The sequence below is a fragment of the Streptomyces sp. NPDC043952 genome, assembly GCF_056435325.1.
The window spans coordinates 178143-203679 of record NZ_JBWKES010000003.1 but is presented as its reverse complement, the minus strand read 5'-3'; the positions used below and the strand labels follow the sequence as shown (position 1 = coordinate 203679).

23 protein-coding genes are annotated in these 25537 nt (G+C 74.2%); 8 read left to right on the top strand and 15 right to left on the bottom strand.

Features of this window, described 5'->3' with window-relative positions; genetic code table 11:
• Positions 1-7: 7 nt before the first annotated feature.
• Entirely contained in the window at positions 8-1438 is a 1431-nt protein-coding gene (locus AC069R_RS04685; RefSeq protein WP_478764501.1) for a family 2 encapsulin nanocompartment cargo protein terpene cyclase, read from the bottom strand.
• A 112-nt stretch (positions 1439-1550) separates the two neighbouring features.
• Entirely contained in the window at positions 1551-2966 is a 1416-nt protein-coding gene (locus tag AC069R_RS04680) for a family 2B encapsulin nanocompartment shell protein (RefSeq protein WP_478764499.1), read from the bottom strand.
• Positions 2967-3530: 564 nt separating this feature from the next.
• Here AC069R_RS04680 and AC069R_RS04675 point away from each other — a divergent pair.
• Complete coding sequence (locus AC069R_RS04675; RefSeq protein ID WP_478764497.1) at positions 3531-3986, top strand: hypothetical protein; 456 nt, start codon at positions 3531-3533, stop codon at positions 3984-3986.
• Positions 3987-4251: 265 nt separating this feature from the next.
• On the top strand, positions 4252-5184 hold the full coding sequence (locus AC069R_RS04670; RefSeq protein ID WP_478764495.1) for a L,D-transpeptidase: 933 nt from the start codon (positions 4252-4254) through the stop codon (positions 5182-5184).
• A gap of 169 nt (positions 5185-5353) precedes the next feature.
• On the opposite strand, the gene AC069R_RS04665 is transcribed toward AC069R_RS04670, so the two are convergent.
• From AC069R_RS04665 to AC069R_RS04625, 9 genes are all read right to left on the bottom strand, one after another.
• Positions 5354-7027 (bottom strand): class I adenylate-forming enzyme family protein, encoded by a 1674-nt coding sequence (locus AC069R_RS04665; protein WP_478764494.1) that lies wholly within the window; start codon positions 7025-7027, stop codon positions 5354-5356.
• Positions 7024-7269: a hypothetical protein gene (locus tag AC069R_RS04660; protein WP_478764492.1), complete on the bottom strand. Its 246-nt coding sequence runs from the start codon at positions 7267-7269 to the stop codon at positions 7024-7026. Before AC069R_RS04660 ends, AC069R_RS04665 begins: the two co-directional genes overlap by 4 nt.
• The gene (locus tag AC069R_RS04655) at positions 7266-9014 is read right to left on the bottom strand and encodes a CoA transferase (protein WP_478764490.1); all 1749 of its coding nucleotides are present in this window, start codon (positions 9012-9014) and stop codon (positions 7266-7268) included. The genes AC069R_RS04660 and AC069R_RS04655 overlap by 4 nt, the downstream gene beginning before the upstream one ends.
• Positions 9011-9820 (bottom strand): class I SAM-dependent methyltransferase, encoded by an 810-nt coding sequence (locus tag AC069R_RS04650; RefSeq protein ID WP_478764489.1) that lies wholly within the window; start codon positions 9818-9820, stop codon positions 9011-9013. The genes AC069R_RS04655 and AC069R_RS04650 overlap by 4 nt, the downstream gene beginning before the upstream one ends.
• 71 nt (positions 9821-9891) lie before the next feature.
• A complete protein-coding gene (locus AC069R_RS04645) occupies positions 9892-11448 on the bottom strand; it encodes a class I adenylate-forming enzyme family protein (protein WP_478764761.1) in 1557 nt (518 codons plus the stop codon).
• 1 nt (position 11449) lies between these two features.
• Complete coding sequence (locus tag AC069R_RS04640; protein WP_478764487.1) at positions 11450-12823, bottom strand: flavin monoamine oxidase family protein; 1374 nt, start codon at positions 12821-12823, stop codon at positions 11450-11452.
• Complete coding sequence (locus tag AC069R_RS04635; RefSeq protein WP_478764485.1) at positions 12820-13794, bottom strand: UbiA family prenyltransferase; 975 nt, start codon at positions 13792-13794, stop codon at positions 12820-12822. The genes AC069R_RS04640 and AC069R_RS04635 overlap by 4 nt, the downstream gene beginning before the upstream one ends.
• 221 nt (positions 13795-14015) lie before the next feature.
• Entirely contained in the window at positions 14016-15158 is a 1143-nt protein-coding gene (locus tag AC069R_RS04630; protein ID WP_478764483.1) for a DegT/DnrJ/EryC1/StrS family aminotransferase, read from the bottom strand.
• A complete protein-coding gene (locus AC069R_RS04625) occupies positions 15155-16249 on the bottom strand; it encodes a DegT/DnrJ/EryC1/StrS family aminotransferase (protein ID WP_478764482.1) in 1095 nt (364 codons plus the stop codon). Before AC069R_RS04625 ends, AC069R_RS04630 begins: the two co-directional genes overlap by 4 nt.
• Positions 16250-16628: 379 nt before the next feature.
• On the opposite strand from AC069R_RS04625, the gene AC069R_RS04620 reads away from it, so the two are divergent.
• Genes AC069R_RS04620 through AC069R_RS04595 form a run of 6 tightly spaced genes read left to right on the top strand, consistent with a single transcriptional unit; the run spans position 16629 to position 22374 of the window.
• Positions 16629-17672 (top strand): Gfo/Idh/MocA family protein, encoded by a 1044-nt coding sequence (locus AC069R_RS04620; protein ID WP_478764480.1) that lies wholly within the window; start codon positions 16629-16631, stop codon positions 17670-17672.
• A 1-nt stretch (position 17673) separates the two neighbouring features.
• A complete protein-coding gene (locus AC069R_RS04615; RefSeq protein WP_478764479.1) occupies positions 17674-18552 on the top strand; it encodes a sugar phosphate isomerase/epimerase family protein in 879 nt (292 codons plus the stop codon).
• On the top strand, positions 18549-19901 hold the full coding sequence (locus AC069R_RS04610; RefSeq protein ID WP_478764478.1) for a M20/M25/M40 family metallo-hydrolase: 1353 nt from the start codon (positions 18549-18551) through the stop codon (positions 19899-19901). The genes AC069R_RS04615 and AC069R_RS04610 overlap by 4 nt, the downstream gene beginning before the upstream one ends.
• A gap of 9 nt (positions 19902-19910) precedes the next feature.
• A complete protein-coding gene (locus AC069R_RS04605; RefSeq protein WP_478764476.1) occupies positions 19911-21029 on the top strand; it encodes an Ldh family oxidoreductase in 1119 nt (372 codons plus the stop codon).
• Entirely contained in the window at positions 21026-21970 is a 945-nt protein-coding gene (locus AC069R_RS04600; RefSeq protein ID WP_478764474.1) for a Gfo/Idh/MocA family protein, read from the top strand. Before AC069R_RS04605 ends, AC069R_RS04600 begins: the two co-directional genes overlap by 4 nt.
• On the top strand, positions 21967-22374 hold the full coding sequence (locus tag AC069R_RS04595) for a DUF6917 domain-containing protein (protein ID WP_478764472.1): 408 nt from the start codon (positions 21967-21969) through the stop codon (positions 22372-22374). The genes AC069R_RS04600 and AC069R_RS04595 overlap by 4 nt, the downstream gene beginning before the upstream one ends.
• Positions 22375-22537: 163 nt before the next feature.
• Here the strand turns inward: AC069R_RS04595 and AC069R_RS04590 are convergent, their stop codons facing one another.
• The 4 genes from AC069R_RS04590 to AC069R_RS04575 all read right to left on the bottom strand — a co-directional run bounded on the left by AC069R_RS04590 (position 22538) and on the right by AC069R_RS04575 (position 25363).
• On the bottom strand, positions 22538-23071 hold the full coding sequence (locus tag AC069R_RS04590; protein ID WP_478764471.1) for an EF-hand domain-containing protein: 534 nt from the start codon (positions 23069-23071) through the stop codon (positions 22538-22540).
• Positions 23072-23241: 170 nt separating this feature from the next.
• Entirely contained in the window at positions 23242-24501 is a 1260-nt protein-coding gene (locus tag AC069R_RS04585) for a nucleotide sugar dehydrogenase (protein ID WP_478764469.1), read from the bottom strand.
• A 68-nt stretch (positions 24502-24569) separates the two neighbouring features.
• The gene (locus AC069R_RS04580) at positions 24570-24911 is read right to left on the bottom strand and encodes a hypothetical protein (RefSeq protein WP_478764468.1); all 342 of its coding nucleotides are present in this window, start codon (positions 24909-24911) and stop codon (positions 24570-24572) included.
• A gap of 137 nt (positions 24912-25048) precedes the next feature.
• Positions 25049-25363, bottom strand: a complete 315-nt coding sequence (locus AC069R_RS04575) for a hypothetical protein (RefSeq protein WP_478764466.1) — start codon at positions 25361-25363, stop codon at positions 25049-25051.
• Positions 25364-25537: the final 174 nt, after the last annotated feature.

The window sequence follows — 25537 nt, the reverse complement described above, 5'->3', positions numbered from 1 at the left end:
CCGTTCTTTACCAGAAGTCGGGCAGGCTGTAGCGGTAGGTGTTGGTCCGGTGCCAGTCGTGGTTGCCGTCCACCCAGGTGGCCACGCCCTTGAGGAAGCGCAGCACGCTGGGCAGCGGGCAGTCCGCGGCGACATCGGCCGCGGCGGCCTCGAAGGCGTGCATGAGCTGGTTGTGGACCTCGACGGCCTTCAGGTACGCGTCGCGCTCGGAGAGCTGCTCCCGCCTGGCGATCACCACCGGCAGGTTCAGGTGCAGACCGGGGCTGTCGAGTTCCTTGGTGTAGGAGTAGAGGTCGTTGACGATGGTGGCCGCGTTGCCGGCGAGGGCGATGGCCCGCTGCATCTTCGGCAGGGCGTGCAGGTCGGCCGGGAGTTCGTAGCCGCCGACGGTGTCGGTGATGGTCGGACAGGGACGGAAGTTGTTGAACTGGCGCATCGCCAGGTACTCCCACACCTGCGGGACGTACCCGGTCTCGGCCCAGGCGGCCTCGGCCAGGTAGCCCATGTGCAGCCGGGCCATGTCGTGCCGGTAGCGGTCGGCCTGGGAGGGCGTGGCCGCGCGGACGAAGTAGTCCATCGCGCTGCGGTACGCGCGCCGCGGGGCGTCCGAGCCCAGCGACTCCTCCCACTCCGGGGCGTACTCCGGGGTGGTGTGGAGGTGGTCGAGCGTGGTGTGCGCGAGGAGGAGGCGTCCGCCGAGGCCGACGGGCGAGCCGCCGTGGTCCTCGCAGTAGCAGTCGTCGACGGCGTTCTCCGCGACCATCAGCCGGGTGGCGAGCATCAGGTGGTCGATGTCGGGGGCGTCGGGGTGGCAGGCGACCATGTAGCGCCCGACGGAGAAGCCGTCGAACTGGCCCTCCCACTCCTCGGGGTAGAGCTGGACCTCGTCCTCGGCCCACCGCTTGATCCGGCGGCTCACCTCCTCGACACGGGCGGGGTCGGGCTCCGGGACGGGGTGGTGGTAGAGGCCGGGGACGACCTGGCCTTCGGCGGGCGGGGCGACCGGGGCTTCGGCGGACAGGGCGAACGGGCCTCCGGCGGGCGGGGCGGGGGCCGGCGCGAGGAGCGCCGGGCCCGCGCCGGGCTCCAGGTCCCGTCCGGGTTTCAGGCCCGGTCCAGGTTTCAGGCCCGGTGCGGGTTTCAGGTCCGGTGCGGGTTTCAGGTCCGGTGCGGGTTTCAGCTCCGGCGCGGGCGGATTCAGTGTGCGGGCCAGGGAGAGCGAGGCCGTGCCCAGGCCGGTCGGTCCGCCGAGGATCCGCCGGAGGTCGGGGCCGGCGGAAGCCTCGGCCGTCTCCGCGGCGGCGGACACGGCGGGCGTCGCCTTTCCCGCGGTGGCGGGCGCGGGTGCGGACACGGCTGGGACCGGGCCCGCCGGGATCGACGGGGCGGGCGGCTGCTGCGCGGGGACGGTTGGCCCGAGGGGCCCGGATACGGGCATCTGCGACTCCTTGCTGCGGCGGCTTACGGTGAACTCGTGGCGCGTCGGGCGAGGTTGGCGGCCCCGCACGCGAAACGGTTCCTCTGGTCCGGCCTGCGGGCGATGTGCGTGTTCAGTCCGGCCTGCGGGCGATGTGCACGTTCTCCAGCACGCCGAGCGCGTCGGGGACGAGGACCGCGGCGGAGTAGTACAGGCTGACGAGGTACGAGGTGATCGCCTGCTCGTTGATGCCCATGAAACGCACGGAGAGCCCCGGCTCGTGCTCCTCCGCGAGGCCCGTCTGCCGCAGGCCGATGACCCCCTGGTTCTCCTCGCCCGTGCGCATCGCGATGACGGAGCTGGTCTGCTCCTCGCTGATCGGGATCTTGTCGCAGGGCAGGATGGGCACCCCGCGCCAGGCGGTGACGGTCTGCCCGCCGACGTCGACGTGGTCGGGGTAGAGGCCGCAGGCGGTGAAGCCGCGGCCGATCGCGGCGATCGTCCTCGGATGGGCGAGGAAGAACTTGGTGCCGCGGCGGCGGGTGAGCAGCTCGTCCATGTCGTCCGGCGTCGGCGGCCCGGAGTGGGGCTGGATGCGCTGCGTGAAGTCGGCGTTGTGGAGCAGCCCGAACTCGCGGTTGTTGACGAGCTCGTGCTCCTGGCGCTCGCGCAACGCCTCGACGGTGAGCCGCAGTTGCTCCTCGGTCTGGTTCATCGGCCCGTTGTAGAGGTCGGCGGTCCGGGTGTGGACGCGCAGGATGGTCTGCGCGACGGAGAGTTCGTACTCGCGCGGATTCAGCTCGTAGTCGACGAAGGTGTGCGGCAGTTCGGCCTCGCCGACGTGACCGGCCGACAGGGCGATCTCGGCCTCGCCGTACTTGTTCTGCCGCTTGCGGGTGGCGGAGCCGAACCGCTCGACGTGGGCCCGCAGACCCGGCGCGGAGTCGTGTACGGCGGTGAAGTCGGCGCGGGAGAGGGTGAGGAGGGTGCCGGAGGTCTGGGCGGTGGCCGTGTAGGCGTGGCGGGCGTCGCCGTCCAGGAGGGCCTCCTCGCCGAAGTGGTCGCCGTCCGCGAGGACCGGGAGGGCGACTTCGGCGCCGTACTGGCCGTGGCCGGTGCGGCTGACGCGGCCGTGGGCGATCATGTGGATGTGGTCGGCGGGGGTGCCGCGCTCGACGAGGATCTCGCCGGCGGCGAAGTCGCGCTGGGTGCAGCGGTCGGCGAGAGCGGTGAGGGTGTCGAGGTCGTCGAAGCCCCGTAACAGGGCCAGTTCACCGAGTTCGCGGGGGATCACCCGGACCGTGGCCCCTTCCTGGACGAACTCGATGCGTCCGTCGCCGAGGGTGTGGCGCAGCCGTCGGTTGACCCGGTAGGCGCCGCCCTTGGTCTCGACCCAGGGGAGCATCCGCAGCAGCCAGCGGGAGGTGATCTCCTGCATCTGCGGGGCGGACTTGGTGGTGGTGGCGAGGTTGCGGGCGGCGGCGGTGCTCAGCGACTGCTGTGGCGCGGCCGGTACGGTCCGGGGCTCCGGGCTGCTGTCGACGGTCATCGGAGTGGGCCTCTCCTTGCGTGACTTCGCGGCCGGCGCGCACGGGGGCGCCGACCGCGAAAGGGAGGAATGTCGAGGGGCGGGATCTCGGGGATCCGCCCCCGTGGAGGACCGTAATCGGCCGGTCAGCCCGTGCTCCCGGAATGCTCACGTGCTTACTTCGAAGCAGTGATAAAAAATTGAACACGGTTTATCGGGCCGAAAGGCGGCAATTGCGCCACCCGCGCGGGGGCCGTGGCGGGACGCGGCGGGCCGTAGCGGGCCGCACAAGACGATCACTACCTCGCGCCCGTACATGATCAAACCACGACACCGGCGGGAAACCCACCGCCGGTGTTCGATTTCCGCCGGGTGCGGGCCGGTCACCAGGTATGCGGGCCGCACGGTCGGGCGGGAGCCGGGGGAACACGCGGACGTCCCCGCCGACCGGCCGGGGCAGCGGGCCGGGGCGCGCGGGTGTGGCTGGTTTCGGTTCCCGGCGGTGGTCCGGCATACTCCCGTGGGCTCATACCTGCCGGGGGCGCGCGGTGTCGTTCTCTCCCGCGGAGCGAATGGAGGTGGAACGTGCAGCACCACATACGCCGGACGGCGCTCGTCGCGGTGGTCCTGGTCCTCGCGGCGGCGCTCGGGGGCTGTGACAGCGAGCCGCGGAAGGTGTCGGGGCTGCTCGACAGCACCCGGCGGGTTCCGGCGGTGACCAGGCTCGCGACCCGGCCGCACCTGGTCAAGCGCTGCCATGCCGGGTCCGAGCGGGTACGGCACACCTCCGGCCACGGCAGCAACAAGCGCACCTGGTACACGACCAGGTCGACGACCGTGTGCACGAAGGTGCGGCAGGGCACGGAGACCTACCGCCGGGTGATCCGCCAGGAGCGCTGGTGCGTCATGCTGGACGACGTGAACGGCAAGCGCCTCCGGGACCGGGTCTGGTACCAGGTCAGCAGCAAGACGTACACGGACGCCCGGATGCTCAGGTACGGCAGCAAGGTGACGATCGAGCCGGAGCGCGACGGCTGCTGAGCGGCACAGCCGACGCTCGTCCGGGCCGGAGCCGGGGCCGGAGGGCCCTGTCGGGGCACGAGGACCTGTCGGGGAACGCCGTGCTGTCCGACCACGCACCGGAGTTTGGGACACTCTTTGCGCGGGACACGCAACTATGGTCGGCCTTCTCCTTGTCTGGCAGGGAGTCGGGCTCATCAGGGCCGAGGTAACGAGAGAGCGGGGCAGGAAAGTGGGACGGCGCAAGGGCAGCATAGGGATCGCACTGGTCACGGGTGCGGTGCTGATGGGTGCGAGTGCCTGCGGAGGGAGCGGAAACGCCGGCGCGGGCGGTGACGACGCGAAGGCTCCGGGCAAGTCGACCGCGAGCGCGTCCCCGTCACCGACCAAGCCCGCGGGGCCGCCGATGCTGCTGGACACGATCACCCCGCAGAACGGCACCACGGTGGGCGTGGCCATGCCGATCTCGGTGGTCTTCACCAACCCCGTGGCGGCCAAGGCACGGGCCACGGTGGAGAAGCACATGAAGGTCAGCGCCTCGCAGCCGGTGGCCGGCGCCTGGCACTGGTTCGGCGACAAGCGCGCCGACTGGCGGCCGAAGACGTACTGGCCCTCCGGCACGAAGGTGAAGATCGACGCCGACATGAAGGGCGTCAGCAACGGCGCCGGACGCTACGGCGTGCACGACTACACGCACACCTTCACGATCGGCGACGACGTGCGCGCGGACGTCTCGGTCACCGGCCACACCATGAAGGTGACCCGCGACGGCAAGCTGGTGCGCACCCTGTCCATCAACGCGGGCAGCGCCCAGTACCCGACGTGGAACGGCACGATGGCGGTCATCGACAAGCAGGAGAAGGTCCACATGACCTCCTGCAGCGTCGGCATCAGCTGCGACAAGAGCAGCCCCAACTACTACGACCTGACGCTGCCCTGGGACGTGCACCTGACCCAGAGCGGTACGTACGTCCACTACTCGACCGGCGACCCCTCGCCGGGCAGCGGCAGCGCCCGCGGCTCGCACGGCTGCGTCCACCTGTCCCTGTCGGACGCCAAGTGGTTCTACGGCCAGGTCAAGCAGGGCGACCCCGTCACCATCACCGGTTCGAGCCGCGCCAAGGCGGACCCCGACAACGGCTACGCCGACTTCAACCTGGACTGGAGCCAGTGGCTCGCGGGCAGTGCCACCGGCGAGGAGACGACCTCGGCGCTGTGATCCGCCGCCGCTGCGACGGCCGTTCGACGTACTGGACGGACGGCCGTCGCCGTGGCGGGGTGGCCGGTGCGAGGCCGCGTCGTCACGGTGGCCGCGTGGACGGAGACGAGAAGTCGCCGCACGCCACGTCGTCCGGTGCGGCCACGCGCGCCTGTGAGCATCGCCCGGCCTACGTGCGGGCCGGGGCGTGCAGCCGGGCCGCGCGGGCGGTCAGCGTCCGGTAGCAGATCTTTCCGGTGGGGCCGAGGGGCATCTCGTCCACCAGGAGCAGCAGTTCGGGGTGTTTGCGGCGGCCCAGGCCGCGGTCCACCAGGTGGGCGGTGAGGCCGGCGAGCGTGGGCGCGGGGGTGCCGACCGCCGCGCGGACGCAGGCGCACAGGCGTTCCCCGAGGTCCGGGTCGGGCACCGGGACGCAGACCGCCTCGGCGACCGACGGATGGCCGGCCAGCTCGTGTTCCACCTCCGCGAGGCTGATGTTGAGGCCGCCGCGGACGACGATGCGTTTGAGCCGGCCCAGGACGTGCAGCCTGCCGTGCTCGTCCAGGCGGCCCAGGTCACCCGTGCGCACCCAGCCGTCGGGGGTGCGGTAACGGGCGTTCAACTCAGGCGAGTTGACGTAGCACAGGGGTGTCATAGGACCCAGTGCCTCGATCTGGCCGTGCTCCCCTGCGGGCAGCGGGGTGCCGTCGGGGCCGGTGATCCGGATGCGGGCCACCTCGGGGTCGGGAGTGCCGACGCTGTCCCCCGTTGGCCGACTCTCCCCCGCCGTATGGCAGTTGACGCCGTCCGAAGACCCGTAGACGGTCACCACGGGGCGGCCGAAGCGGCGGCGGCAGACCTCGGCGACGGCCGGTGGCAGGGCGGCGCCGCTGGAGACGACGGCGCGCAACGACGACGTGTCCTCGCCCGGCCGGGCCGGCAGATCGGCGATGCGGCGGAGCATGGTGGGCACCGCGAACAGGTGGGTGGGCCGGTGCTCGGCGATCAGCCTCAGCGCGCCCGCCGGGTCGAATCGCGGGGCCACGATCAGGGTGCCGCCGAGGACGGCGACGGTGACCGGCGTGCCGAGCGAGCCGAAGGAGGAGGCCAGCGGGACGAGGACGAGGTGGCGGGGCGGCACCGCGGGGTCCGGGTGCAGGGCGCGCACGTAGCGGGCCCGGCCGCCGGCGAGGGCGTGATGGCTGTAGGCGACCATCTTCGGCTCGGTCTCGGACCCGGACGACACGAGGATGCGGGCCGGCCCGTAGGGGTCGACCGGCCCCGGCCGCCAGGTCTCGGGGGTCCGGGGCCGTGGCGGGTGCAGGCCGAGCGCGCGTTCCTGGTCCGGGCCGGGGACGTACACCGTGGCCAGGTGGGGGAGGTCCGTCAGCGCTTCGGTCTGCCGTGCGGAGGCGAGGACGGCGGCGCGGGCGCGGGAGCGGGCGAGCAGGGTCCGCGTATCGCGGTCGTCGCCGCTCGGGGGCAGGGGCAGGGCGACGGCGCCGAGCGCGTACACGGCGAGTTCCGCGGCCACGGCGTCCCGTCCGTCGGGCAGCCGCAGCGCCACCACGTCCCCGGCGCCGAGGCCGGACCGGGTGAACAGGGCGGCGATACGGCGGACTTCGGCGCCCAGGGCCGCGTAGCTCAGCGTCCCCGCGTCGTCCACCACGGCGGCGCGGTCCGGGTGTGCGCGGACCCGTCCGGTGAACAGCGTGTACAGGTCGGCGTCCGGACACAGCCCCTGACGCACCCAGGCCAGACGCCGCGCCCGCGGCACGAGATCGGGAAAGGCCACACCGGCCCGCGACGTCCACACCGGACGCCCGCCACGGGCCGCGGGAAGGGTGGCGGGCACGACGGTCATGCGAACTCCCAAGGCACGTACGGGCGGGCGTGGCCGAGGACCGCATCCGGTGGGACGACGGCCGCCTTGAAAGCAGGGTCGTCCACCAGGGCGGACAGATCGGTCAGGACGGGGACGGCGGTCAGGCCCGCTCCGGCCAGGCACCGGGCCCAGCCGACGGCGATCCGGGCGAACCAGGCAGTGCGGCCCAGCAACCGGTACACCGCACCGGGATGCCCGCAGGCTTCGGAGACGACAGTCACGCGAACTCCCAAGGCGCGTACGGGCGGGCATGGCCGAGGACCGCATCCGGTGGGACGACGGCCGCCTTGAAAGCAGGGTCGTCCACCAGGGCGGACAGGTCGGTCAGGACGGGGACGGCGGTCAGGCCCGCTCCGGCCAGGCGGTGTGTCCACTCCTCGGTGGTGAGGGAGAGCCGGTCGGCGCGGTCCAGCAGGCGGTGCGCCGTCTCGGGGTGCGCGCGGGCCTCCGGGCCGAGGCAGAGGTGGCCGTTGGCGGTGCGCAGGGGTCGGTCCAGCGGCGTGAAGCGGACGCGCTGCGCGGGGCGCGGGATCAGGGCGGCCGCGGAGACCAGGCTGGAATCGACGCGGCCGCCCCGCCCGGTCCGTTCCCGGTCCGCCAGCGCGGCCAGCACGCCCTGCGCGCACACCAGTCCGCCGAGTACGTCCGTGAGCGTCATCAGGGAGGGCGCCGGAGGTTCGTCGTCCGGGCGTACGGCGGCGGCGAGTCCGCTGTGCACCTGGGCGAGGTAGTCGGTGCCCAGGGGCGGCCGGTCGCCGAGGGTGTCGCCGAAGCCGGAGGCCCAGGCGTACACCAGGGCGGGATGGGGGGACAGCAGGTCGGGGGCGTCGAGGCCGAGCCGGGCGGCCTTGCCGGGGGCCCAGTTGTGCACGAAGACATCGGCGTCGGCGGCCAGCGCGCGCACCGTCTCCCGGCCCGCCGCGGTCGTCAGATCGGCCTCGACGATCCGCTTGCCCGCGTTGAGCGCCGTGAACCGGGCCGAGGTGTCGCCGGCCAGCGGGGGCAGCCACCGCATCGGGTCGCCGCCCGGCGGCTCGATCCGGATCACCTCGGCGCCCAGCATCCCGAGCACGTGACCCGCGAGGGGGCCCTGCACCCGGCGCGTGGACTCCACCACCCGCAGGCCCGCGAGCGGGAGGCGCGGGGCGTCGCCGGAGCAGGGTTCGGGCCCGGCGGTCACCGGACGCTCCGGTGCGGGACCGAGCCGCCAGGGGGCGTCGCAAACGGCCGGGGCGAAAGTGAGCCGCCAGGGGTCGGGGTGGACGGCCGGGGCGGGGTCGGTGCCGATGGTGAGGAGGCTGACGCCGGTGTCCTGCGCGGCGGCCCGCAGGTCCGGCAGGGTCCGGCGGCGGGCGGCCGCGCGCAGCTCCTCCGGCAGCGCGCACACGGCGGTGGCGAACCGCTGCTGGAAGGGCAGCCAGCCGCGGCCGGCCGGCGCGGGCGGCACGCCGAGCCGGGCCCAGAACTCCCGCCAGGCCAGCGGGTCGAGGGTCTCCAGCTCGACGCGGACGCCGTCGGACGTCTCCAGGGTCGCCAGGCCGCCCGCGTACGGCTCCGGTCCGGCCGTCGGCTCGGGCGGCCCGTCGTCCGCGCGGGCCGTCGCGGCGGCGAGGTACTGGCCGACCGCCAGCAACGCGCCCTGCGCGACCGAGGTCCGCACCTCGCGCAGGTCCAGCCCGCGGGCCCGGCCGATCCCGGCGGCGGTGACACCCTGCGCGGCGAGCACCCCGGCCACCACCGAGGCGTAGTCGACGGCGAGCGGGGCCGGCCCGCCGGTGGCCCGGCCGTGGACGTGCATAAGCCCGCAGGCGGCCTGTACGGCACGCTCGTCCGGCAGGTCCATGCCGACCGGGCCGGCCCAGTCGAGGGCGGCGCGCACCTGCGGGCTCCCCGGTGCGGTGTGCCGTAGCAACCGGTCGGCCACGGCGGCGGCGACCGCAGGGCGCGCGGCGGTACGAGGGCTCACTGGTCCTCCCCGCCGGGCCGGCGGCCCTGTACCGAGTAGAAGACGCTGGAGGCGGCGCGGAACGTCGGGTCCCGCATCAACTCCCCCACCCGGTCCAGTTCTTCGCCGGTCATGCCCTGCTCCACCAGCCGGTCCCGGAGGTTGCGGGTGTGGTTCAACTGGAGCCCGAGGCCCGGATCGCGGGCCTGGCGGACGCCGATGTGCAGATGGACGTCGACGGCGGTGAGCCCCGCCGCGCGCAGGGCGGCCGGCACCCTGCGTCCCCAGTGCGGGTCGCCGCCCGCGGCGCGCATCGCGGCCGACTTGGCCCGCAGGAAACGGGTGTACAGCTCCTCGGCCGCCGCGTCCGGGGTCAGCAGCGGGGGCTCGTACGACGCGTCGATCTCGTCGATCTGGAGCAGTCCGCCGGGCCGCAGGGCGCGTACGAGCCGGCGCAGGACGGCGTCGCGGGAGGGCACGTGCTGGAGCACCAGGCGGGCCACGATCAGGTCGTAGGCCGCCTCGGGCAGCGGGTCGCGGGCCACGTCGAGCGCGGCGACCGCGAGCCGGGGGCCGGGCACGAGGTCGCGGGGGTCGCGGTCGGTGGCGAGCACCGAGCCGCCCGGCGCGACCCGCTCCGCCAGCCAGCGGGCGATGCTGCCGCCGCCCGCGCCGATCTCCAGGCAGTGCCAGCCCGGTCCGACCCCGGCGGCGGCCAGCCGGGGCAGGGTCACCGGATCGTAGGCGGCCTCCAGGCAGCGGTGCTGGTCGCGGCTGTGCGCGGTGCCGTTGCCGAAGACCGCGCGGGCGGGGGCCGGCGGTGCCATGAGGGGGTTCCTTTCATCGAGAGGTCGGGCCCGGCCCGGCACGGAGCAGGCCGGGTCGGGAGTGCCGTCCGTCAGGTCCAGCGGCCGGTGCCCGCGGGTCCGGTGCCGGTGAGGCGGCGGGCCAGCGCGGCGCGGCGGACCTTGCCGGTGCCGGTGCGGGGCACGTCGTCCCAGGTGAGGACGGCCGGTTCACGCAGCGCCGGCAGGCCGTCCGCGGCCTCTTTCCAGGCGGCCGGGTCCAGTCGGCCGTCGGCGGTGACCACGACGGGCAGCGGATCGCCGTCGCCGGCGCCGAGGATCACGCACTCCAAAGCCTCGGGCAGCCGCGCCTCCAGCAGGTCCTCGGTGCGCAGGCAGCTCAGGCCGGGCAGGCTGTCGACCTCGCGGTCCAGGACGCTGACGCTGCCGTCGCGGTGGAGCACGCCCATGTCGCCCGTGGACCACCAGTCGCCGACGCGTTTGGCCTGCCAGCGTTCGTCCTCGTCGAGGTAGCCCAGGGCGAGGGCGGCGGTGCGCACCAGGAGCAGTCCGGGGCGGCCGCGCGGCACCGGGCGCAGGGTGTCCGGGTCCACCGCGCGCAGCCGGGTCCGGCCCGGCACCGGACGGCCCAGCCGGCGTGCCGTGGACTTCGCGTCCGGTGCGAGCGCGGCGCGCCGGGTGTGGAAGCGGAAGGTCAGCGGGCCGGTCTCGGTCTGGCCCCAGCCCTGCATCCACAGCGGCCGGGCGTGCCGGGTCGCCGTCAGGTAGGCGCGCAGCACGGGCGGGTGGACGGCGTCGTAGGTGCTGATGTAGAGGCGGACCCGCCGGAAGGGGTTGTCGAGGCGGGTGGTGAGCGGCCGCAGCTGGACGTAGGTGGCGGGCAGGGCCTCGGCGACGGTGGGCGGGTGGGCGCGCAGCAGCGGGTCGGCGGTGTCCGGGTCGTCGCCGGTGAGCACGACGACCTCGGCGGGCGGGGTCGACAGCACCACCGCCGTCCAGCAGAAGGTCCGGCCGTGGGCGTAGGCGCTGGCGTTGAGCAGGATGTCGTCCCGGCGGATGCCGATGCCGGGGTAGCGCACCGCCTCGAAGCGGGCGAGTTTGTGCACGAGGGTGCGGGTGGAGTGGACGACCAGCTTGGGCACTCCGGTGGTGCCCGAGGTGTGGTGGATGACGAGGGGGTCGTCGTCGCGGCGGCGTACGGGTGGGCGGGGCCGGGTGGCGTCCAGCGCGCCGAGGTGGACGGCGCCGGGCGGGGCGGCGTCGAGGGTGACGCGCAGGGGCGGACTCGCGGCCCCGCAGTGGGCGAGCAGTTCGGAGGTGGTGACGAGCGCGGCCGGGCGCAGCCGCTCCAGCAGGGTGCGCAGGGTCTCCGGCTCCAGCCGGGCGGACAGCAGCGCGGGGACGGCGCCGGCGCGGACGGCGGCGCAGGCGAGCAGGTCGTAGTCCCAGTGGTTGTCCTTGACGATCGCCACCCGGTCGCCGGGCTGTACCCCGGCGGCGGCCAGCCGGGTGGCGGTGACGCGGACGAGGTCGGCGAGTTCCGTGACGGTCCAGCGCGTTCCGGCGTCGGGGGCGAGGTCGAGGGGCCGGTCGAGGTGGAACACGGTGCGGGCGCCGTCCGCCACGGCCTCGTCGAACAGGGTGCCCATGTCATGCGGTCGCAACGGTCTTCTCCAGTCGGTCGGGGCCTGCCGGGCGGGGCCGGCCCAGCCTGCTCAGGACGCGGGAGGCGGCGAGCGCGCCCGCGCGGACGGCGCCTTCGGACGCGGGCCGCAGCATCACCCAGTCGCCGGCGTACTCCACGGCGCGCACCGGCCGGTCGAGGAAGGCGGCGCGCTGTGCGAGGGCCGCCGGGGTGGCTTCCGGCAGGCCGTGGCGGAAGCGGTGCGTGAAGTGGTGGCGGCGGGCGGCGCCGATGCCGGGGACGTAGCGTTCGGCCGCGTGCACGAGCAGGTCGGCGGCGGCGTCCGGGTCGGCGTCCAGGAGTTCGGGGACCTGGAGCGGTGCGGCGACGAGGGTGACGAGGCCGCGTCCTTCGGGGGCCCGGCCGGGGTCCTTGGCGTGGTCCACGACGACGCCGGAGAGGTACTGTTCCCCGGCGGCGGCCGGGGTGAGCAGGATGTGCACCGGGCGCCGGGCGGCCGGGGCGAGCGGGCGGTCCAGCAGGCAGCTGACCTTCAGCATCGGGGTGAAGGTGCAGGCGGTGAGGAACGGCCGTTCGTCGGCGGGGAGTTCGGGGCGCAGGGCCGCCGCGGCGGGGGCGGGGACGGCGAGCACCGCGGCCCGCGCCTTGACCTCGCCGTCGTCGCAGCGCAACACGGCGTGGCCGCCCGCGTCCACGACCTCGCGCACGGTCCGTCCGGTGACGACGTCCATCTGGGCGGCGAGCCGGCGGGCGAGGAAGTCCATGCCCTCCCGGTAGGTGCGCCAGCTCGTCGGGGCACCGGCCTCCAGCAGCAGGCTGACCAGGGGGGCGGCGGCGGAGCGGGCGGTGTCCCAGCCGAAGAAGCAGCCGGCGACCGGCTGGAAGAGGTAGTCGTGCAGGTCGCGGTGGTAGCGGGCGGTCGCCTCGCGGATGGTGGTGGCGCCCAGCGGGGTGTGCTCTGGGTGGTCGCCGTCGAACTTGGCGGCGCGGCGGCCGGACCAGGCGGAGAAGGCGGCCAGGTCGCGCCGGGCGCGGGCGGACAGTCCGGCGCCGGTGAGGACGGCCGTGCGCTCCCCCACGCCCGGACGGGCGCGCCCGCCGCGCCAGACGGCGACCCCGCCGCCGACGCGGGGCACGTCGGCGGCGGTGGCGCCGAGGCGGCGCAGCAGTTCCCAGGTGGCGCGGTAGCCGTGGGAGGCGACCTGTTCGGCGCCGGTGTCCACGGTCCAGCCGTCGTGGCGCAGGCTGCGCATCCGACCGCCCACGTCCGGGAGTTGCTCGTAGACGCGGACGGAGAGTCCGGCGCGGCGCAATTCGTGCGCGGCGGTCAGTCCGGCGATGCCGGCGCCGACGACGGCGACGTCCAGTTCGGGTGTCATCGGGTGGCCCCCCAGCCGACGAGGACGTTGGCGACGGTCATCAGCACCACGCTCAGCCGGTGCACCGTGAAACCGGTGCGGCGGGCGGTCATGATGTCGCCCCGGACGAACCCGGTCAGGTACTGCCGGGTGCGCAGCGCGGTCGCCGGGAGCATCAGCAGCACGAACCACCAGGGGGCCGCGCCGGTGAGCGAGGCGAGCGCGCCGATGAGGAACTCGGCGGCCGACAGCGCCCCGATGAAGACGGCGTTGCCCCGCTCCGAGACCAGCGCGGCCACGGTGGGGCGGCCCACGGCCCGGTCGCCCTCGACGTCGTTGGTGTTGGAGTAGACGCCGAACATCAGCGGGCCGAACCCGAACAGCACCGCCTGCACCATCAGGAACCCGGCGAACTCGCCCGTCAGCAGCCCGTAGGGGACGATCACCAGCACGGCGCCCAGGGCGACGAGGAACGCCTCCTGGAAACCGTGGTAACTGATCTTCAGACCGTACGAGTACTGGAGCGACACCGCGAACAGCGCGCCCGCGGCGAGGAGCGCCCACAGCGGGCGGTGCGGGGCGAGCGCGGCGGCGCCCGCCCACAGCAGCACCCCGGCCACCGCGCAGGTCCAGGCGAAGCGCAGCGCCTGGGGTACCGTCAGCGCCCCGGCGACCAGGGGTTTGCGTGCCTTGCTGCGCAGGGGGTTGTCGGGGCCGTAGTTGGCGAGGTCGCTGCCGTCGCGGAACCCGGTGACGTCGTCCAGGGCGACCATCGCCATCAGTACGGCGATCTCGCCGACCAGGAACAGCGCGAGGACCAGCGCCTCGCGGGCGGTGAAGGCGTCGAGCGGGAACAGGGCGGCGGTCAGGGCGAGGAAGATGCCCAGGTAGTAGTCGTACACGTCCAGCTTGCCGAGCCGCGCGTAGGTGCGCAGCCTGCCGGGAGCGTGGGCGGTGGCCGTGGGACGGCCGGCCACGATGCTGTCGGTCATGGGGCCTTTTCGGATCTGGTCGGTGGAAGAGGTGGTCGGCGCCGGGGGGTGGGGCGCGCGGGTGGGTCTGGGGGCCGGGATGTGTGCTGGGTGCCGTACGGACAGGTGGCGCGCCACGGGCGGACGGTTGTGGCGAGGGCGGTCGGCCGCCAGGTGTCTCCGGTACGGGCGTCGGCAGGGCGGTGGCGGCCGTGGCATTCCGTACCGGTGGCCGCCGCCGGTCAGCCGTGCCCCGCCGCGAAGGCGCACACCAGGTCGGCGACCTGCCGGACCTGGGCGTCGGTGAGCAAGTGGTGCACCGGCAGCGACAGATGGCGGCGGGCGGCCTCCTCGGCGGCGGGCCAGCGGGCGCCGGGTGGTGCGTAGGGGGCGAAGGCGGCGTGCGCGGGCAGGGGGCTCGGGTAGTAGACGTGGCTGGCCACTCCGTGCGCGGCCAGGTGGGCGGCGAGGGCTTCCCGGTCGGCGGCGAGGACCGTGTACACGTAGAAGCAGCGGCCGTCGGGGTCGGGCGGCGGCGGGGTCACCCCGTGGTCGGCGAGCGGGGTGAAGCGCTCGGTGTAGTACGCGGCGATCTCGGCCCGGCGGGCGAGGCGGGCGGGGAATCCGGCGTAGCGGTGCGTCTGGAAGGCCGCCTGGATCTCGTCGAAGCGGCTGTTGACGCCGATGGCGTGGTGGACGAACCGCCGGCCGGGCCGCTGGCCGTGGTTGCGCAGCAGCCGCACCCGCTCGCCGAGCGCCGGGTCACGGGTGATCACCACGCCGCCCTCGCCGGGCATCCCGCCCGTCTTGACCTGGACGAAGGAGTAGACGCCCGCCTCGCCCCACAACCCGGCCGGCACCCCGCGCAGGACGCCGCCCTGGGCGACCGCCGAGTCCTCCAGCAGGCGCAGTCCGTGCCGCCGGGCCAGTTCGGCGAAGCGGGGCATGTCGGCCATCACGGAGAACATGTGGGCGGGCATCACGGCCCTGGTCCGCCCGGTGACGCGGCGTTCGGCGTCGTCCGGGTCCATGGTCATGGTGTCCGGGCGGATGTCGGCGAAGACCGGGACGGCGCCGACGGCGACGACCGAGGAGGCGAGCGGGGCGCAGCCGAAGGCGGGGACGATCACCTCGTCGCCGGGGCCGATGTCCATGGCGCGCAGCACCAGAGACAGCGCGGAGGTGCCGCTGGAGCAGGCGACCACGTCGGCGGCGCCGAGGTCGGCGCGCAGCAGTTCTTCGAAGGCGGCGGTGCGCGCGCCCAGGATGAAACGTTGCTCCGGATCGAGGCCCACCTCGCGGACCAGGGCGATCAGTTCGGCGCGGTCGGCCTCGAAGAGGGCGGGCGGGAAGAAGGGGACGGCGGTGGCGGGCGTGGTGGTCATGCGGTGGTCCTCGTCGTGGCGAGGAAGGCGCCGACGGTGTCGCAGACGCGGTCCAGGTCGCCGGGGCGCAGGTCGGGGTGGAAGGGCAGGGCCACGGCCCGGCGGGCGGCGGCCTCCGCGTGCGGGAAGTCGCCGGGCCGGTGGCCGAGGTGGCCGAAGACGGGCTGGTGGGGCAGCGGCAGCGGGTAGTAGACCTCGGTGCCGATGCCCTGCCCGGCGAGGTGGTCGACCAGGGCGTCGCGTTGTTCGGTCTCGATCAGGTAGACGTAGTGCACATCGCGGTCGTCGGGCGTCTCGGCGGTGGCGCGCGGCAGGCGGAGGATGCCGGGCAGGTCCCGCAGCCGGGCGGTGTAGGCGGCGGCCAGGTCGGCGCGGCGCGCGATGTGCTCCTCCAGGTGCGGGAGTTTGGCGAGCAGCACGGCCGCCTGGATGTCGTCCATCTTGCTGTTGGCGCCCGGCAGCGCGCTCTCGGTGGAGATGGCCGGGAAGTCGTTCAGCGTACGGCCGCCCCTGCCGTGGTGGCGCAGGGCCGCGACGGTGTGGGCGATCTGCGGGTCGTCGGTGAGGACGGCTCCGGCGTCGCCGATCGCGCCGAGCGTCTTCGAGGGGAAGAAGGACAGGACGCCGCCCCTGCCGTGCAGGCCCGCGTGGATTCCCCGGCGGCGCATGCCGATCGCCTCGGCGCTGTCCTCGACGACGGTGAGGCCGTGCCGCCGGGCGACGGCGGAGACGGCCGCCATGTCGGCCATGGTGTGGAACAGGTGGACCGGCATCACGAACCGGCTGCGGGGGGTGACGGCGGCGTCGAGCGCCTCGGGGTCCATCGCGTAGGTCACCGGGTCGATGTCCACGAACTGCGGGCGCCCGCCCGCGAGTACGACCGCGGAGGCGGTGGCGAAGAAGGAGTACGCCGGCACCAGCACCCCGTCGCCGGGGCGCAGTCCGCAGGCGCGCAGCAGCAACACCAGGGCGTCCGTACCGCTGTTGACACCGATCACATGCCGGGCGCCGGTGTACCGCGCGAGGGCCGTCTCCAGTTGTCCGACCTGTTTTCCATGGCTGAATTTTCCGCTGTCGAAAACGTCGTCCAACGCCTTTTCGATGGACGGCCACAATTGTTCGAAAGTCGCGGCCTGGGAGAAGAAGGGAATCGATTCGGCCGTCCCCTCGGGGGCCGGAACCGCACTCCCGGCCGGCGCCCGAAGCTGTCCACTGGAAGGCAAACTCTCACCCGTCCCGTCGTTTCTGTGGAACGGCCACGCTAGTCGGATCGTTCCGCAGGCGGAGAAAGGAAAGGATCATCTTCACACTTTGTGGGTAACGGCGTTCCGGATCGCTTGACCCTATCCGCGCCGGGCGGCAATAGTCGGGCGGCGCACCGGGGTTGTGCGCGCCGTGCGGCGAACCGCGACCGGCGTTCGCGCGCCCCCCGGTTCTCCTTCCCCTTTTTCCTTTCTCCCAGGAGGCTCCGTGCTCCAGCCCCTCGTGGTCGGGCTCGGCCGCTCCGGATCCGGACTGCATCTGAAGACCCTCGCCCGGCTCGCCCGGCGCACCGCGGCCACGGGTGATCCGCTGGTCGCCCTGCCCGTGATCGGCTGCGACCCGCGCGCCGGAGCACGGGCGGACGCGGGGGCGGCCGGTGAACTCACGGCTTTCGGCAGCCTGGAGGAGGCTTTGGCCGGGGCGGACCCCGCCGCGACGGTGGCCCATGTGTGCACCCCGCCCCGGCAGCGGTACGACGTGATCGCGCGACTCGCCGAGTACGGGGTGCGCCGGCTGATCGTGGAGAAGCCCCTCGCTGTCTCCGCGGCCGAACTCGACGCCCTGGTACGGCTCCGCGAGCGGGCGGGGCTGGACGTGGTCGTCGTGTCGCACTGGACCGGCTCCCGGCTCGCCGCCCGGCTGCGCCGGCTGGTCCGCGAGGAGACGCTCGGCCCGCTGCGCCGCATCACCGTGGACCAGCACAAGCCCCGCTTCCTGCGGTCGCTGACCACCGACGGGCACCCGACCGCGCTGGACGTGGAGCTCCCCCATTCCCTGGCGCTCGCCCTGGACCTGGCCGGTCCGGCCGAGCTGCGGGCGGCGGGCTGCTGGGAGTTGCGCTGCGAGGACCGCGTACTGCCCCGCCTCGGCGGCGCCCGCGTCGAGCTGGAGCACCGGTCGGGCGTGACCACCCTGCTGCGCTCGGACCTCGGCGCGGCGGTCCGGCAGCGCAGCGTCGTCTGCGCGTTCGAGGGGGGCACGGCCACGGCGCACTTCCCGCTGAGCGAGGACGACGACCACGCCCAACTGGTCGTCGAGGGGCCGGACACCGGGCCCGCGCACCACGTCTTCCGCGACGACGCCCTGACCGGCTTCCTGGAGGACGCCTACCGGGGCTTCGCCACCGGGACGGCCGGTGCCCTGAACTTCCCGCTCGCGTGCGCGACGGCCCGGCTGCTGTGCGCGGCGCGCGAGCACTGCGCCGTCGTACCACCCCCCAGGGTTCCGCAGACGCTCGCGGGGAGCCGCTGACATGCGCCCGCAACCCGCCACCGCCCCCCGCTTCGGGCCGCTGGCCGGCATCGGGGACGAGGCCGCGCCCGGCGCGGACGGTCAACTGGCCGCGCTACGACGCCTCGGCTGGAGCGCCGTCGAACTGCGCAACGTCGACGGCACCGCGCTCGCCGACCTCTCCCCCGCCGCCTTCGGGGCGCTCACCCGGCGCCTCGCGGACGACGGCGTCAGCGTGGTCGCCGTGGCGTCCCGGATCGGGAACTGGTCGCGTCCGGTCACCGGCGGCATCGGCCCGGACCTCGCCGAACTGGACGTGCTCGCCGAGCGGTGCGCCGCCCTCGGCTGCCGCCTGGTGCGGATCATGTCGTACCCGAACGACGGCCTGCCGGAGCGGGAATGGGCCGACCGCGCGCTGGCCCGCACCGCCGTCCTCGCGGACCGGGCCGCGCGCGCCGGCCTGGTGCTGGTGCACGAGAACTGCGCGGGCTGGGCCGGGGACCGGGCCGACCGCGCGCTGCGCCTGCTGCGCGCCGTCGACAGCCCCGCCCTGCGCCTGCTGTTCGACATCGGCAACGGTGTCCCCTACGGGTACGACGCCCCGGCCATGCTGCGGGAACTCGCGCCGTACGTCGCCCACGTGCACATCAAGGACGCCGTGCGCCTGCCGGACGGCTCCACCGCCTACACGCTGCCCGGCGAGGGCGCCGCCCGGGTGGCCGAGTGCCTGCGGATCCTGGCCGCCCACGGCTACCGCGGGGCACTTTCCCTCGAACCGCACCTCGCCGTGCGGCCCCACGAGGGGCTGATCCGGGCCGGCGCGGACGCCGCCGACCTCTTCGTGCGGGCCGGGCAGGCACTGCTCGCGCTGCTGGACAAGCTCCCGGACGGCCCGGCGTGAGCGCCGTGTTCACCGACCGGTACCGCGCACTCCTCCTCGACCTGCTGCGCCTGCCGAGCGTCAACCCGCTGGAGGCCGGCCCGGACGACCCGCCGTCCCGGCTGCCGCAGCTCCTGAAGCGGTACGCGACGGCCGCCGCCGGGGCCGGGTTCCGTACGGTACGGCTGGCCGCGCCGCCCGCCGACTGCCTGGACCGGCCCGGCGTACCGGCCACGGTGCGCGCCGCCGCCCGTGATCCGCGCTTCCTCGCCGGTCAGCCCAGTCTGCTGCTGCGCCTGGGGCCCGAACGCGCCCGCGCGGACACGGTGATGTTCAACGTGCACCTGGACACCGTCGCCGGTCACACCCCGCCGGTCTTCGACGGCGCCCGGTTCACCGGGCGGGGCGCGGTCGACGCCAAGGGGCCCGCGGTCGCCCTGCTCGCCGGGCTCGCGGCCGCCGCCGCGCACCCGGCCGTCGGACGGGACGTCACCGTGCTGGTGCAGGCCGTCGCCGGGGAGGAGGGCGGCGCCCTGGGCACCTACGGCACCCGCCCGCTGATGGAGGCCGGGTACCACGGGCGGCTCAACGTGTTCTGCGAGCCGACCGGGCTGCGCGCGCTCCCCCGCTCGACGGCCGCCATGACCGCCCGGATCACGGTGGCGGGCGAGGACGCGGTGGACGACCACCCGGACGCCGGACACAACGCGACCGTGCTGCTCGGCTTCCTCGCCCAGCATCTCGCCGCCCGCCTGGACGGGACCGTGCCCGGTGGCCGGGTGTGCGTCGCCGGACTGCACACCGGCCACACCCACAACCGGGTCCACGGCACCGGCACGCTGCTGCTGAACCTGTCGTACCGCACCACCGCCGACGGTGACCGGCTGAAGGCGGCGGTCACCCGGCAGCTCGCCGACGGCCTCGACCGTTTCACCGAACTGTTCGGCAGCAGCCTGGAGTTCGCCCGTACCGCGCGGGACGCGGCCCGCATCACCCGGCTCGGCTGGGACAAGCAGGGGCTGCCCGCGCTGGACAACCGGGACCCGTGGGCCGAGGCGCTGCTGGCCGGTGCCGGAGCCCGGCCGGCGGCCGACGACCCCGGCTTCACCTGCGACGCCGTCTGGGCCGCGGGCCTGGCGGACGCGTTCACCGCCGTACTGGGCCCCGGCTCGCTGGCCGCCAACCGCGCCCACGCGCCCGGCGAGTTCGTGGACCTCGCCGATCTGGAGGACTTCGCCCGCGTGATCCACCGGCTCGTCACGTCCTTCGCGGACGGGGTACGACCGCCGGCGGGGCGGGCCGGGCCGGGCCGCGGAGATCCACCCGGTAGCGAACCGCCCACCCCTACAGAACAACCCCCCATCCCCTAAGGAATACGGATGACGGCACCCCCCGCCCACCGAGCGGCGGCCGAGCGCACCTCTGTCCTGGTCGACCACGCCGAGCTGCACACCGCGCTCACCGCCCTGTTCGCCGGGCACGGCATCCCCGCCGCGCGGGCCCGGCTCGCCGCGGACGCGCTTCTCCACGGCGACCTGACCGGGCTCGACTCCCACGGTGTGTTCAACCTCGGCCGCCTCTACCTGCCGCTGCTCGCCTCCGGCCGCTGCGACCCGAAGGCCGAACCCGAAACACTCACCGACCTGGGCGCCTGCGCTGTCGTCGACGCGCACAGGGCGCTCGGCCTGTGGGCCGCGGCCGAGGCCATGGACGACGCCGTGGCCCGCGCCGCGCGGCACGGGATCGGCCTGGTGTCGGTCCGTGGCGCGACCCACTTCGGGTGCGCCGGGTTCCACGCCGCCCGCGCCGCGCACGCCGGGATGATCGGCGTGGTCGCGAGCAACTGCGGCGGCCAGCGCATCGCCCGGCCGCCGGGCGGCGCCGTCGCGATGCTCGGCACCAACCCGCTCAGCGTGGCCGCGCCCGCCCTCGACGGGCATCCGTTCCTGCTGGACATGAGCACCACGGTCGCGCCCACCGGCAAGGTCCGCGTCGCCGCCCGGCGCGGTGAGCCGGTGCCCGCGGGCTGGCTGGAGGACGCGGCGGGCGAGCCGGTGACCGACCCGGCCGCCTTCGACCGCGGCGAGGCCTTCCTGCGCTGGCTCGGCGGGAGCTCCGGGACCGGTGTCCACAAGGGCTTCGGGCTCGGCATCGCCGTGGAGCTGCTGGCCGCCGTGGTCTCCGGCGCGGCCGTGGGGCCCGCACCCGCGGCGCTGGAGGGGGACGGCCGGCCGCACGGCAGCGACGACGACATCGGCTTCTTCCTGCTCGCCATCGCCCCACAGATGCTGCGCCCCGGCGCGGACGTGGCGGGCGCGACCCGGTCCCTGTTCGGCGCGCTCACCGACTGCCCGCCGGTGCGCGCGGGCGAACCGGTGCGCTATCCGGGCTGGTGGGAGGCGGAACGCGCCGCCGAACGGCGCCGCGACGGCATCCCGCTGCCGCCGCACCTGTACGAGGAACTGACCGGCCTCGGTCTGCTCGGGGGCCGCTCGTGAACCGGCCCCTGCGCCTCGGGGTGATCGGTCTCGGCGCCATCTCCCCCTACTACCTGACCGCCGCCGAACGGCTCCCCGAGTGGGAGCTGACCGCCGTGTGCGACGCCCGTGCACAGACGCTGGAGCGGTATTCCGGCCCGGCGGCCCGGTTCCGCGACCATCACACGCTGCTGGCCGGGGCCCGGCCGGACGCGCTGGTCGTGGCCGTCCCCAACGATGTCCATCTGCCCGTGTGCCGGGACGCGCTCGCCGCCGGTGTCCCGGTGTGCGTGGAGAAGCCGCTGGCCCTGACCGCGGCCGAGGGACGGGTCCTGGTGGATCTGGCGCGCCGCGCCGGGGTCCCGCTGATGACCGCGTTCCACCGGCGCTACAACACGGCCGTCCGCGACCTGGCTTGCCGGATCGCGGGCCGGCAGGTGCGCTCGGTCCGGGTGCGCTATCTGGAGCGCATCGAGGAGCATCTCGGCGGCGAGGACTGGTACTTGGACCCCGGCCGCTGCGGCGGGGGCTGCCTGGCCGACAACGGACCCAACGCCCTCGACGTGGTCCGGCTGCTGCTCGGCGACCTCACCGTCACCGGGTGCGTGCTCGAACGCGACGGCCGGGGCGTCGACCGCCGGGCGGCGATCCGCCTGCGCGGCCGTACCGGCGCGACCGCCGAGGTCGAGCTGGACTGGTCGTATCCCGGTGAACTCAAGGACGTGCAGGTGGAGTTGGCCGACGGGGAGGCCCTTACCGCCGACATGCTCGCCGGGCACACCGCCTTCAAGGGGTCGCTGTGGCATGAGTACGAGGCGATCCTCGGCGAGTTCGCTGCGCTCGTGGAGGGGCGCGATGAAGCCGGTCCGGGGGCGCACGGGGGGCTGCCCGCGCTGGAGTTGGTGGAGGCCGCCTACGGCTGCGCCCGGCCCGCGGTCCCGGTGGCGGAGACGGGCCGGTGAACCCCGAGGAGGACGGCCCGAAGCGGGTGGTGCGCGGCACCCTGGTCAAGGTGCTGGTACACCGGCGCACGGACCGGGGCATGCGGGTGGAGGAGCACGCGGCGCGCTGTGTGCGCCGCGGTGAGGTGCACGAGCTGGTGACCACCGACCAGTGGGAGCCGCGCCCCGGCGCCCGGATCGACCGGGTGGGCTTCCTGGGCTTCGCCGAGCTGGAGTGCGGCGGGGTGATCGACCGGGGCGACCTGGTGCGTGTCGGGGACACGGTGGTCGGCACAGTGCTCGGGTTCGACGCCTGCCATCTGCCGAACCACTACAACATCCTGATCCATGCCGAGCGCCCGGTCAGCGGCCGGGACCTGGGACTGCGGCCGGAGCTGGCCGTCACCTTCACACAGGCCGTCTGACTGGGCGTGCGTGGGCCCCTGGACCCCAGGCCGGGTTCAGGGGCCCACGTGTGACCGGTCCGGCCTTCGCCTCCTCACCGGTGTTGCCGCCCACGGGATGGCGCCGGCCGCTGAGCCCGGCGGCGCCACCCCGTGTCACCGGAGCGGAGGCGGTCCGGCCGGGTCAGCCGAGCAGCTCGACCTCGAGGCGGCCGAAGTGGAAGTCGCGTACGACCTCCAGGAGTTCGTCCTCGGACAGCCGTCCGTCGCCGTTCTTGTCGACCTTCTGGAACGCCAGGCCGGCCTCGGACAGCGGCACGCCGACACCGGACAGCCAGGACTGGAACTCGCGGGCGTCGATCTGGCCGTCGTGGTCCTCGTCGCACAGGCGGATGAGCGCCTTCACGATCGGCGACAGGGCGCGGTTGAAGCTGGCCTCGCCCTCCTTGAACAGCATCTCCCCGGTGGCGTCGAGGAACTGCTCGCGGCTGATGGTGCCACCGGCCCCGACACCGGCCTTATCGGCGAGGTACTCGTACAGCCCGGTGAAGGCGGCGTGCAGTTCCTGTACCTCCGGGGAGTCGGCGTCCTTGCCCAGGTTCTGGGCGATGCGCGCGGCCTCGCTCTGGAAGTCGGCGGCGTCGAGGACCCCGTTGCCGTCGGTGTCCCACTTGTCGAAGCGCTTCACCAGACGCTCGTTGGCGGCAGCGGTGCTCATGTTGTTTCTCCTTGTTTCCGATGGGTGTTACGGCGGTGCTGAACTGCGGCACTTGGGCAGGGCCGCATCCACGCACGGCGGTGCCGGTGCGCGGGCTCTGGGGGCCGGTTCCGAACCGGCCGGTGATGCGCCGGGCGAGGCCGGCGAGAGGGGAAAGGAAGCTCAGGAATTCAGAGAAGGGTGACTCTGCTGCCCACGGCCTTGCCGCGGGTGTCCAGCAGGGCGCAGCGGGCCTGGCCCAGTGTCTGATGCGCGTAGCAGGCGTGGTCCTGGAGCAGGATGGCCACGTCGGCCCGGTCCAGGGCGTCCCGCAGGTCCTCGGTGCGGGGCAGCGGGCCGCCGCCGACGGTGAACTCGGGGACGTACGGGTCGTGGTACGACACCTTGACGCCGGCGGCGAGCAGTCCCGCGGCCACCTGGCGGGCCGGTGTCTCGCGGATGTCCGCCACATCGGGTTTGTAGGTGACGCCGAGCAGCAGGGCCCGTGCGCCCTCGGGGTGCCCGACGGTTTCGGTGAGAAGGGTCAGGGCGCGCTCCACGACATGGTCCGGCATCCGGCTCAGGACGTCCTGGGCGGCTGCCAGGGTGCGGAAGGCGAAGCCCTGGGACTCCGCGCGGGCGGCCAGGTAGCGGGGGTCGACGGGGATGCAGTGGCCGCCGACGCCGGGTCCGGGGCTGAACGGCGCGAAGCCGAAAGGTTTCGACGCGGCGCAGTGCAGTACGTCCCAGATGTCAATGCCTGTTTCATGGCAGAACAGGGCCACCTCGTCGACCAGGGCGATATTGACGTAGCGGTAGGTGTTCTCCAGGAGCTTGGCCATCTCCGCCTCGCGGGTGCCGCGGGCGACGACGAGCTGGTCCACGAAGCGGGAGTAGAACGCCACCGCGTACTTGGCGCACAGCGCGGTGTACCCGCTCACGACCTTGGGGGTGTTGCGGACGTCCCAGGTCGGGTTGCCGGGGTCGATGCGCTGCGGGGAGTACGCCAGGTGGAAGTCCTCGCCGGCCCGCAGTCCGCTGCCGCGCTCCAATAAGGGGCGTACGACGTCCTCGGTGGTGCCCGGATAGCTGGTGGACTCCAGGACGACGAGCGTGCCGGGGCTCAGCCGGGCGGCGACGGCTTCGGCCGCGTCCTCGACGGCGGACAGGTCGGGCAGGCCCTTGTCCGTGAGTCCGGTGGGCACGCAGATCACCACGGTCTGCGCGCCTTCCAGGACCGCGGGGTCGTCGGTGGCGTGGAAGCCCGCGCCCAGCATGGCCGCGACATCGGCGTCGTCGACCCCGCCGACGTGCGAGCGGCCGTCGGTCAGGCCGGTCACCACCGGGCGGGACACGTCGTATCCCGCGGTCGCCAGGCCGGCGAAGACCGCGGCTCGGGAGAGCGGCAGCCCGACGTGCCCCAGCCCCATGACGACGAGTTCGGCGGGCATGTGCGCAGGTTCTCCAAGGTGTGGAAGCGGGTGGAAGCGGGTGTGGAGCGAGAGGGGGCGGCCGGGGCTCAGGCGAGGACGCCGCAGCCGAGCGCGGGGCGCGAGCCGCCGTCGAACACGAGGCGCGGGCCGCAGCCGAACACGAGGCGCGAGGCTCCGCCGAGCGCGGGGCGGGTGCGGTGTCCGGAGTGGCGCGCGGTCAGGTCTGGCGCCGGTCGCGTCCTGTGCGCCACGGCATCGCCCTCGTTCGCCGCTACGGCGGTGTCGGCGGAGGCGCTTGCCGCGGGCGGGGCACTGGGTGCGGCGAGCAGGGCGATCCGGGTACGGCGCATGTATTGCTCCAGTTCGGTGGCGTCGTTGAGTTGATTATTTTCTGCCGGAACACCGGATAAGCGCAGGAGCTCACGCAAGCACCTGAACCAGGGACCCGGTCAAGCGGAATTGACGCCGGTACCGGCGCCGTGCCCGGAAACGACGAAGACCGCCGCCCGGCCGGGCGGCGGTCATGTGCGTATCGGTCCTGCCCCGGCTCGGGGCCGGGCGGAACTCAGTGCTGGACCGGCGGGCAGTAGCCGGTGTTCTCGCCGATGGAGTTGATCTCGGCGTTCGACCTGGGGTCGCCCGCGTAGTCGATCTGGTTGGTGCAGCTGACGCCGGACTTCTTCACGGTGCCCGCCGACGTGGTGTGGGCCGAGCCCTGGCCGCCCTTGGTGGCGGGGGTCGCGGAGCCGGACGGCGTGGCGGTGGACGAGGCGGACGAGGAGGGGGCGGCGCCGTCGGAGCCGCTCCCGCCGCAGGCCGTGAGCGACAGGCCGAGAGCCACACCGGCGACAGCGAGCATCGAGATCTTCTGGACGCGCATCGAATTCCCCCTCGGGACAGGTCCCGCTCCCGGTGAGCGGGCCTTGCGACTATCCAGACAGGAGCCCCGCCGCCCCGGTTGCCGGGCACCTCTTCCTGAGACATTCCTATGACACTCGTGGCCAATACACATATCAACTGGCCGGAACGCGGCCGGAGTAGAGACCCCATCAGG

Excerpts from the sequence above, each read along its gene's own strand:
- AC069R_RS04685 (WP_478764501.1), bottom strand. The coding sequence starts at position 1,438 with ATGCCCGTATCCGGGCCCCTCGGGCCAACCGTCCCCGCGCAGCAGCCG.
- AC069R_RS04680 (WP_478764499.1), bottom strand. The coding sequence starts at position 2,966 with ATGACCGTCGACAGCAGCCCGGAGCCCCGGACCGTACCGGCCGCGCCA.
- AC069R_RS04670 (WP_478764495.1), top strand. The coding sequence starts at position 4,252 with ATGGGTGCGAGTGCCTGCGGAGGGAGCGGAAACGCCGGCGCGGGCGGT.
- AC069R_RS04665 (WP_478764494.1), bottom strand. The coding sequence starts at position 7,027 with ATGACCGTCGTGCCCGCCACCCTTCCCGCGGCCCGTGGCGGGCGTCCG.
- AC069R_RS04650 (WP_478764489.1), bottom strand. The coding sequence starts at position 9,820 with ATGGCACCGCCGGCCCCCGCCCGCGCGGTCTTCGGCAACGGCACCGCG.
- AC069R_RS04645 (WP_478764761.1), bottom strand. The coding sequence starts at position 11,448 with ATGGGCACCCTGTTCGACGAGGCCGTGGCGGACGGCGCCCGCACCGTG.
- AC069R_RS04640 (WP_478764487.1), bottom strand. The coding sequence starts at position 12,823 with ATGACACCCGAACTGGACGTCGCCGTCGTCGGCGCCGGCATCGCCGGA.
- AC069R_RS04635 (WP_478764485.1), bottom strand. The coding sequence starts at position 13,794 with ATGACCGACAGCATCGTGGCCGGCCGTCCCACGGCCACCGCCCACGCT.
- AC069R_RS04630 (WP_478764483.1), bottom strand. The coding sequence starts at position 15,158 with ATGACCACCACGCCCGCCACCGCCGTCCCCTTCTTCCCGCCCGCCCTC.
- AC069R_RS04615 (WP_478764479.1), top strand. The coding sequence starts at position 17,674 with ATGCGCCCGCAACCCGCCACCGCCCCCCGCTTCGGGCCGCTGGCCGGC.
- AC069R_RS04605 (WP_478764476.1), top strand. The coding sequence starts at position 19,911 with ATGACGGCACCCCCCGCCCACCGAGCGGCGGCCGAGCGCACCTCTGTC.
- AC069R_RS04590 (WP_478764471.1), bottom strand. The coding sequence starts at position 23,071 with ATGAGCACCGCTGCCGCCAACGAGCGTCTGGTGAAGCGCTTCGACAAG.
- AC069R_RS04585 (WP_478764469.1), bottom strand. The coding sequence starts at position 24,501 with ATGCCCGCCGAACTCGTCGTCATGGGGCTGGGGCACGTCGGGCTGCCG.
- AC069R_RS04575 (WP_478764466.1), bottom strand. The coding sequence starts at position 25,363 with ATGCGCGTCCAGAAGATCTCGATGCTCGCTGTCGCCGGTGTGGCTCTC.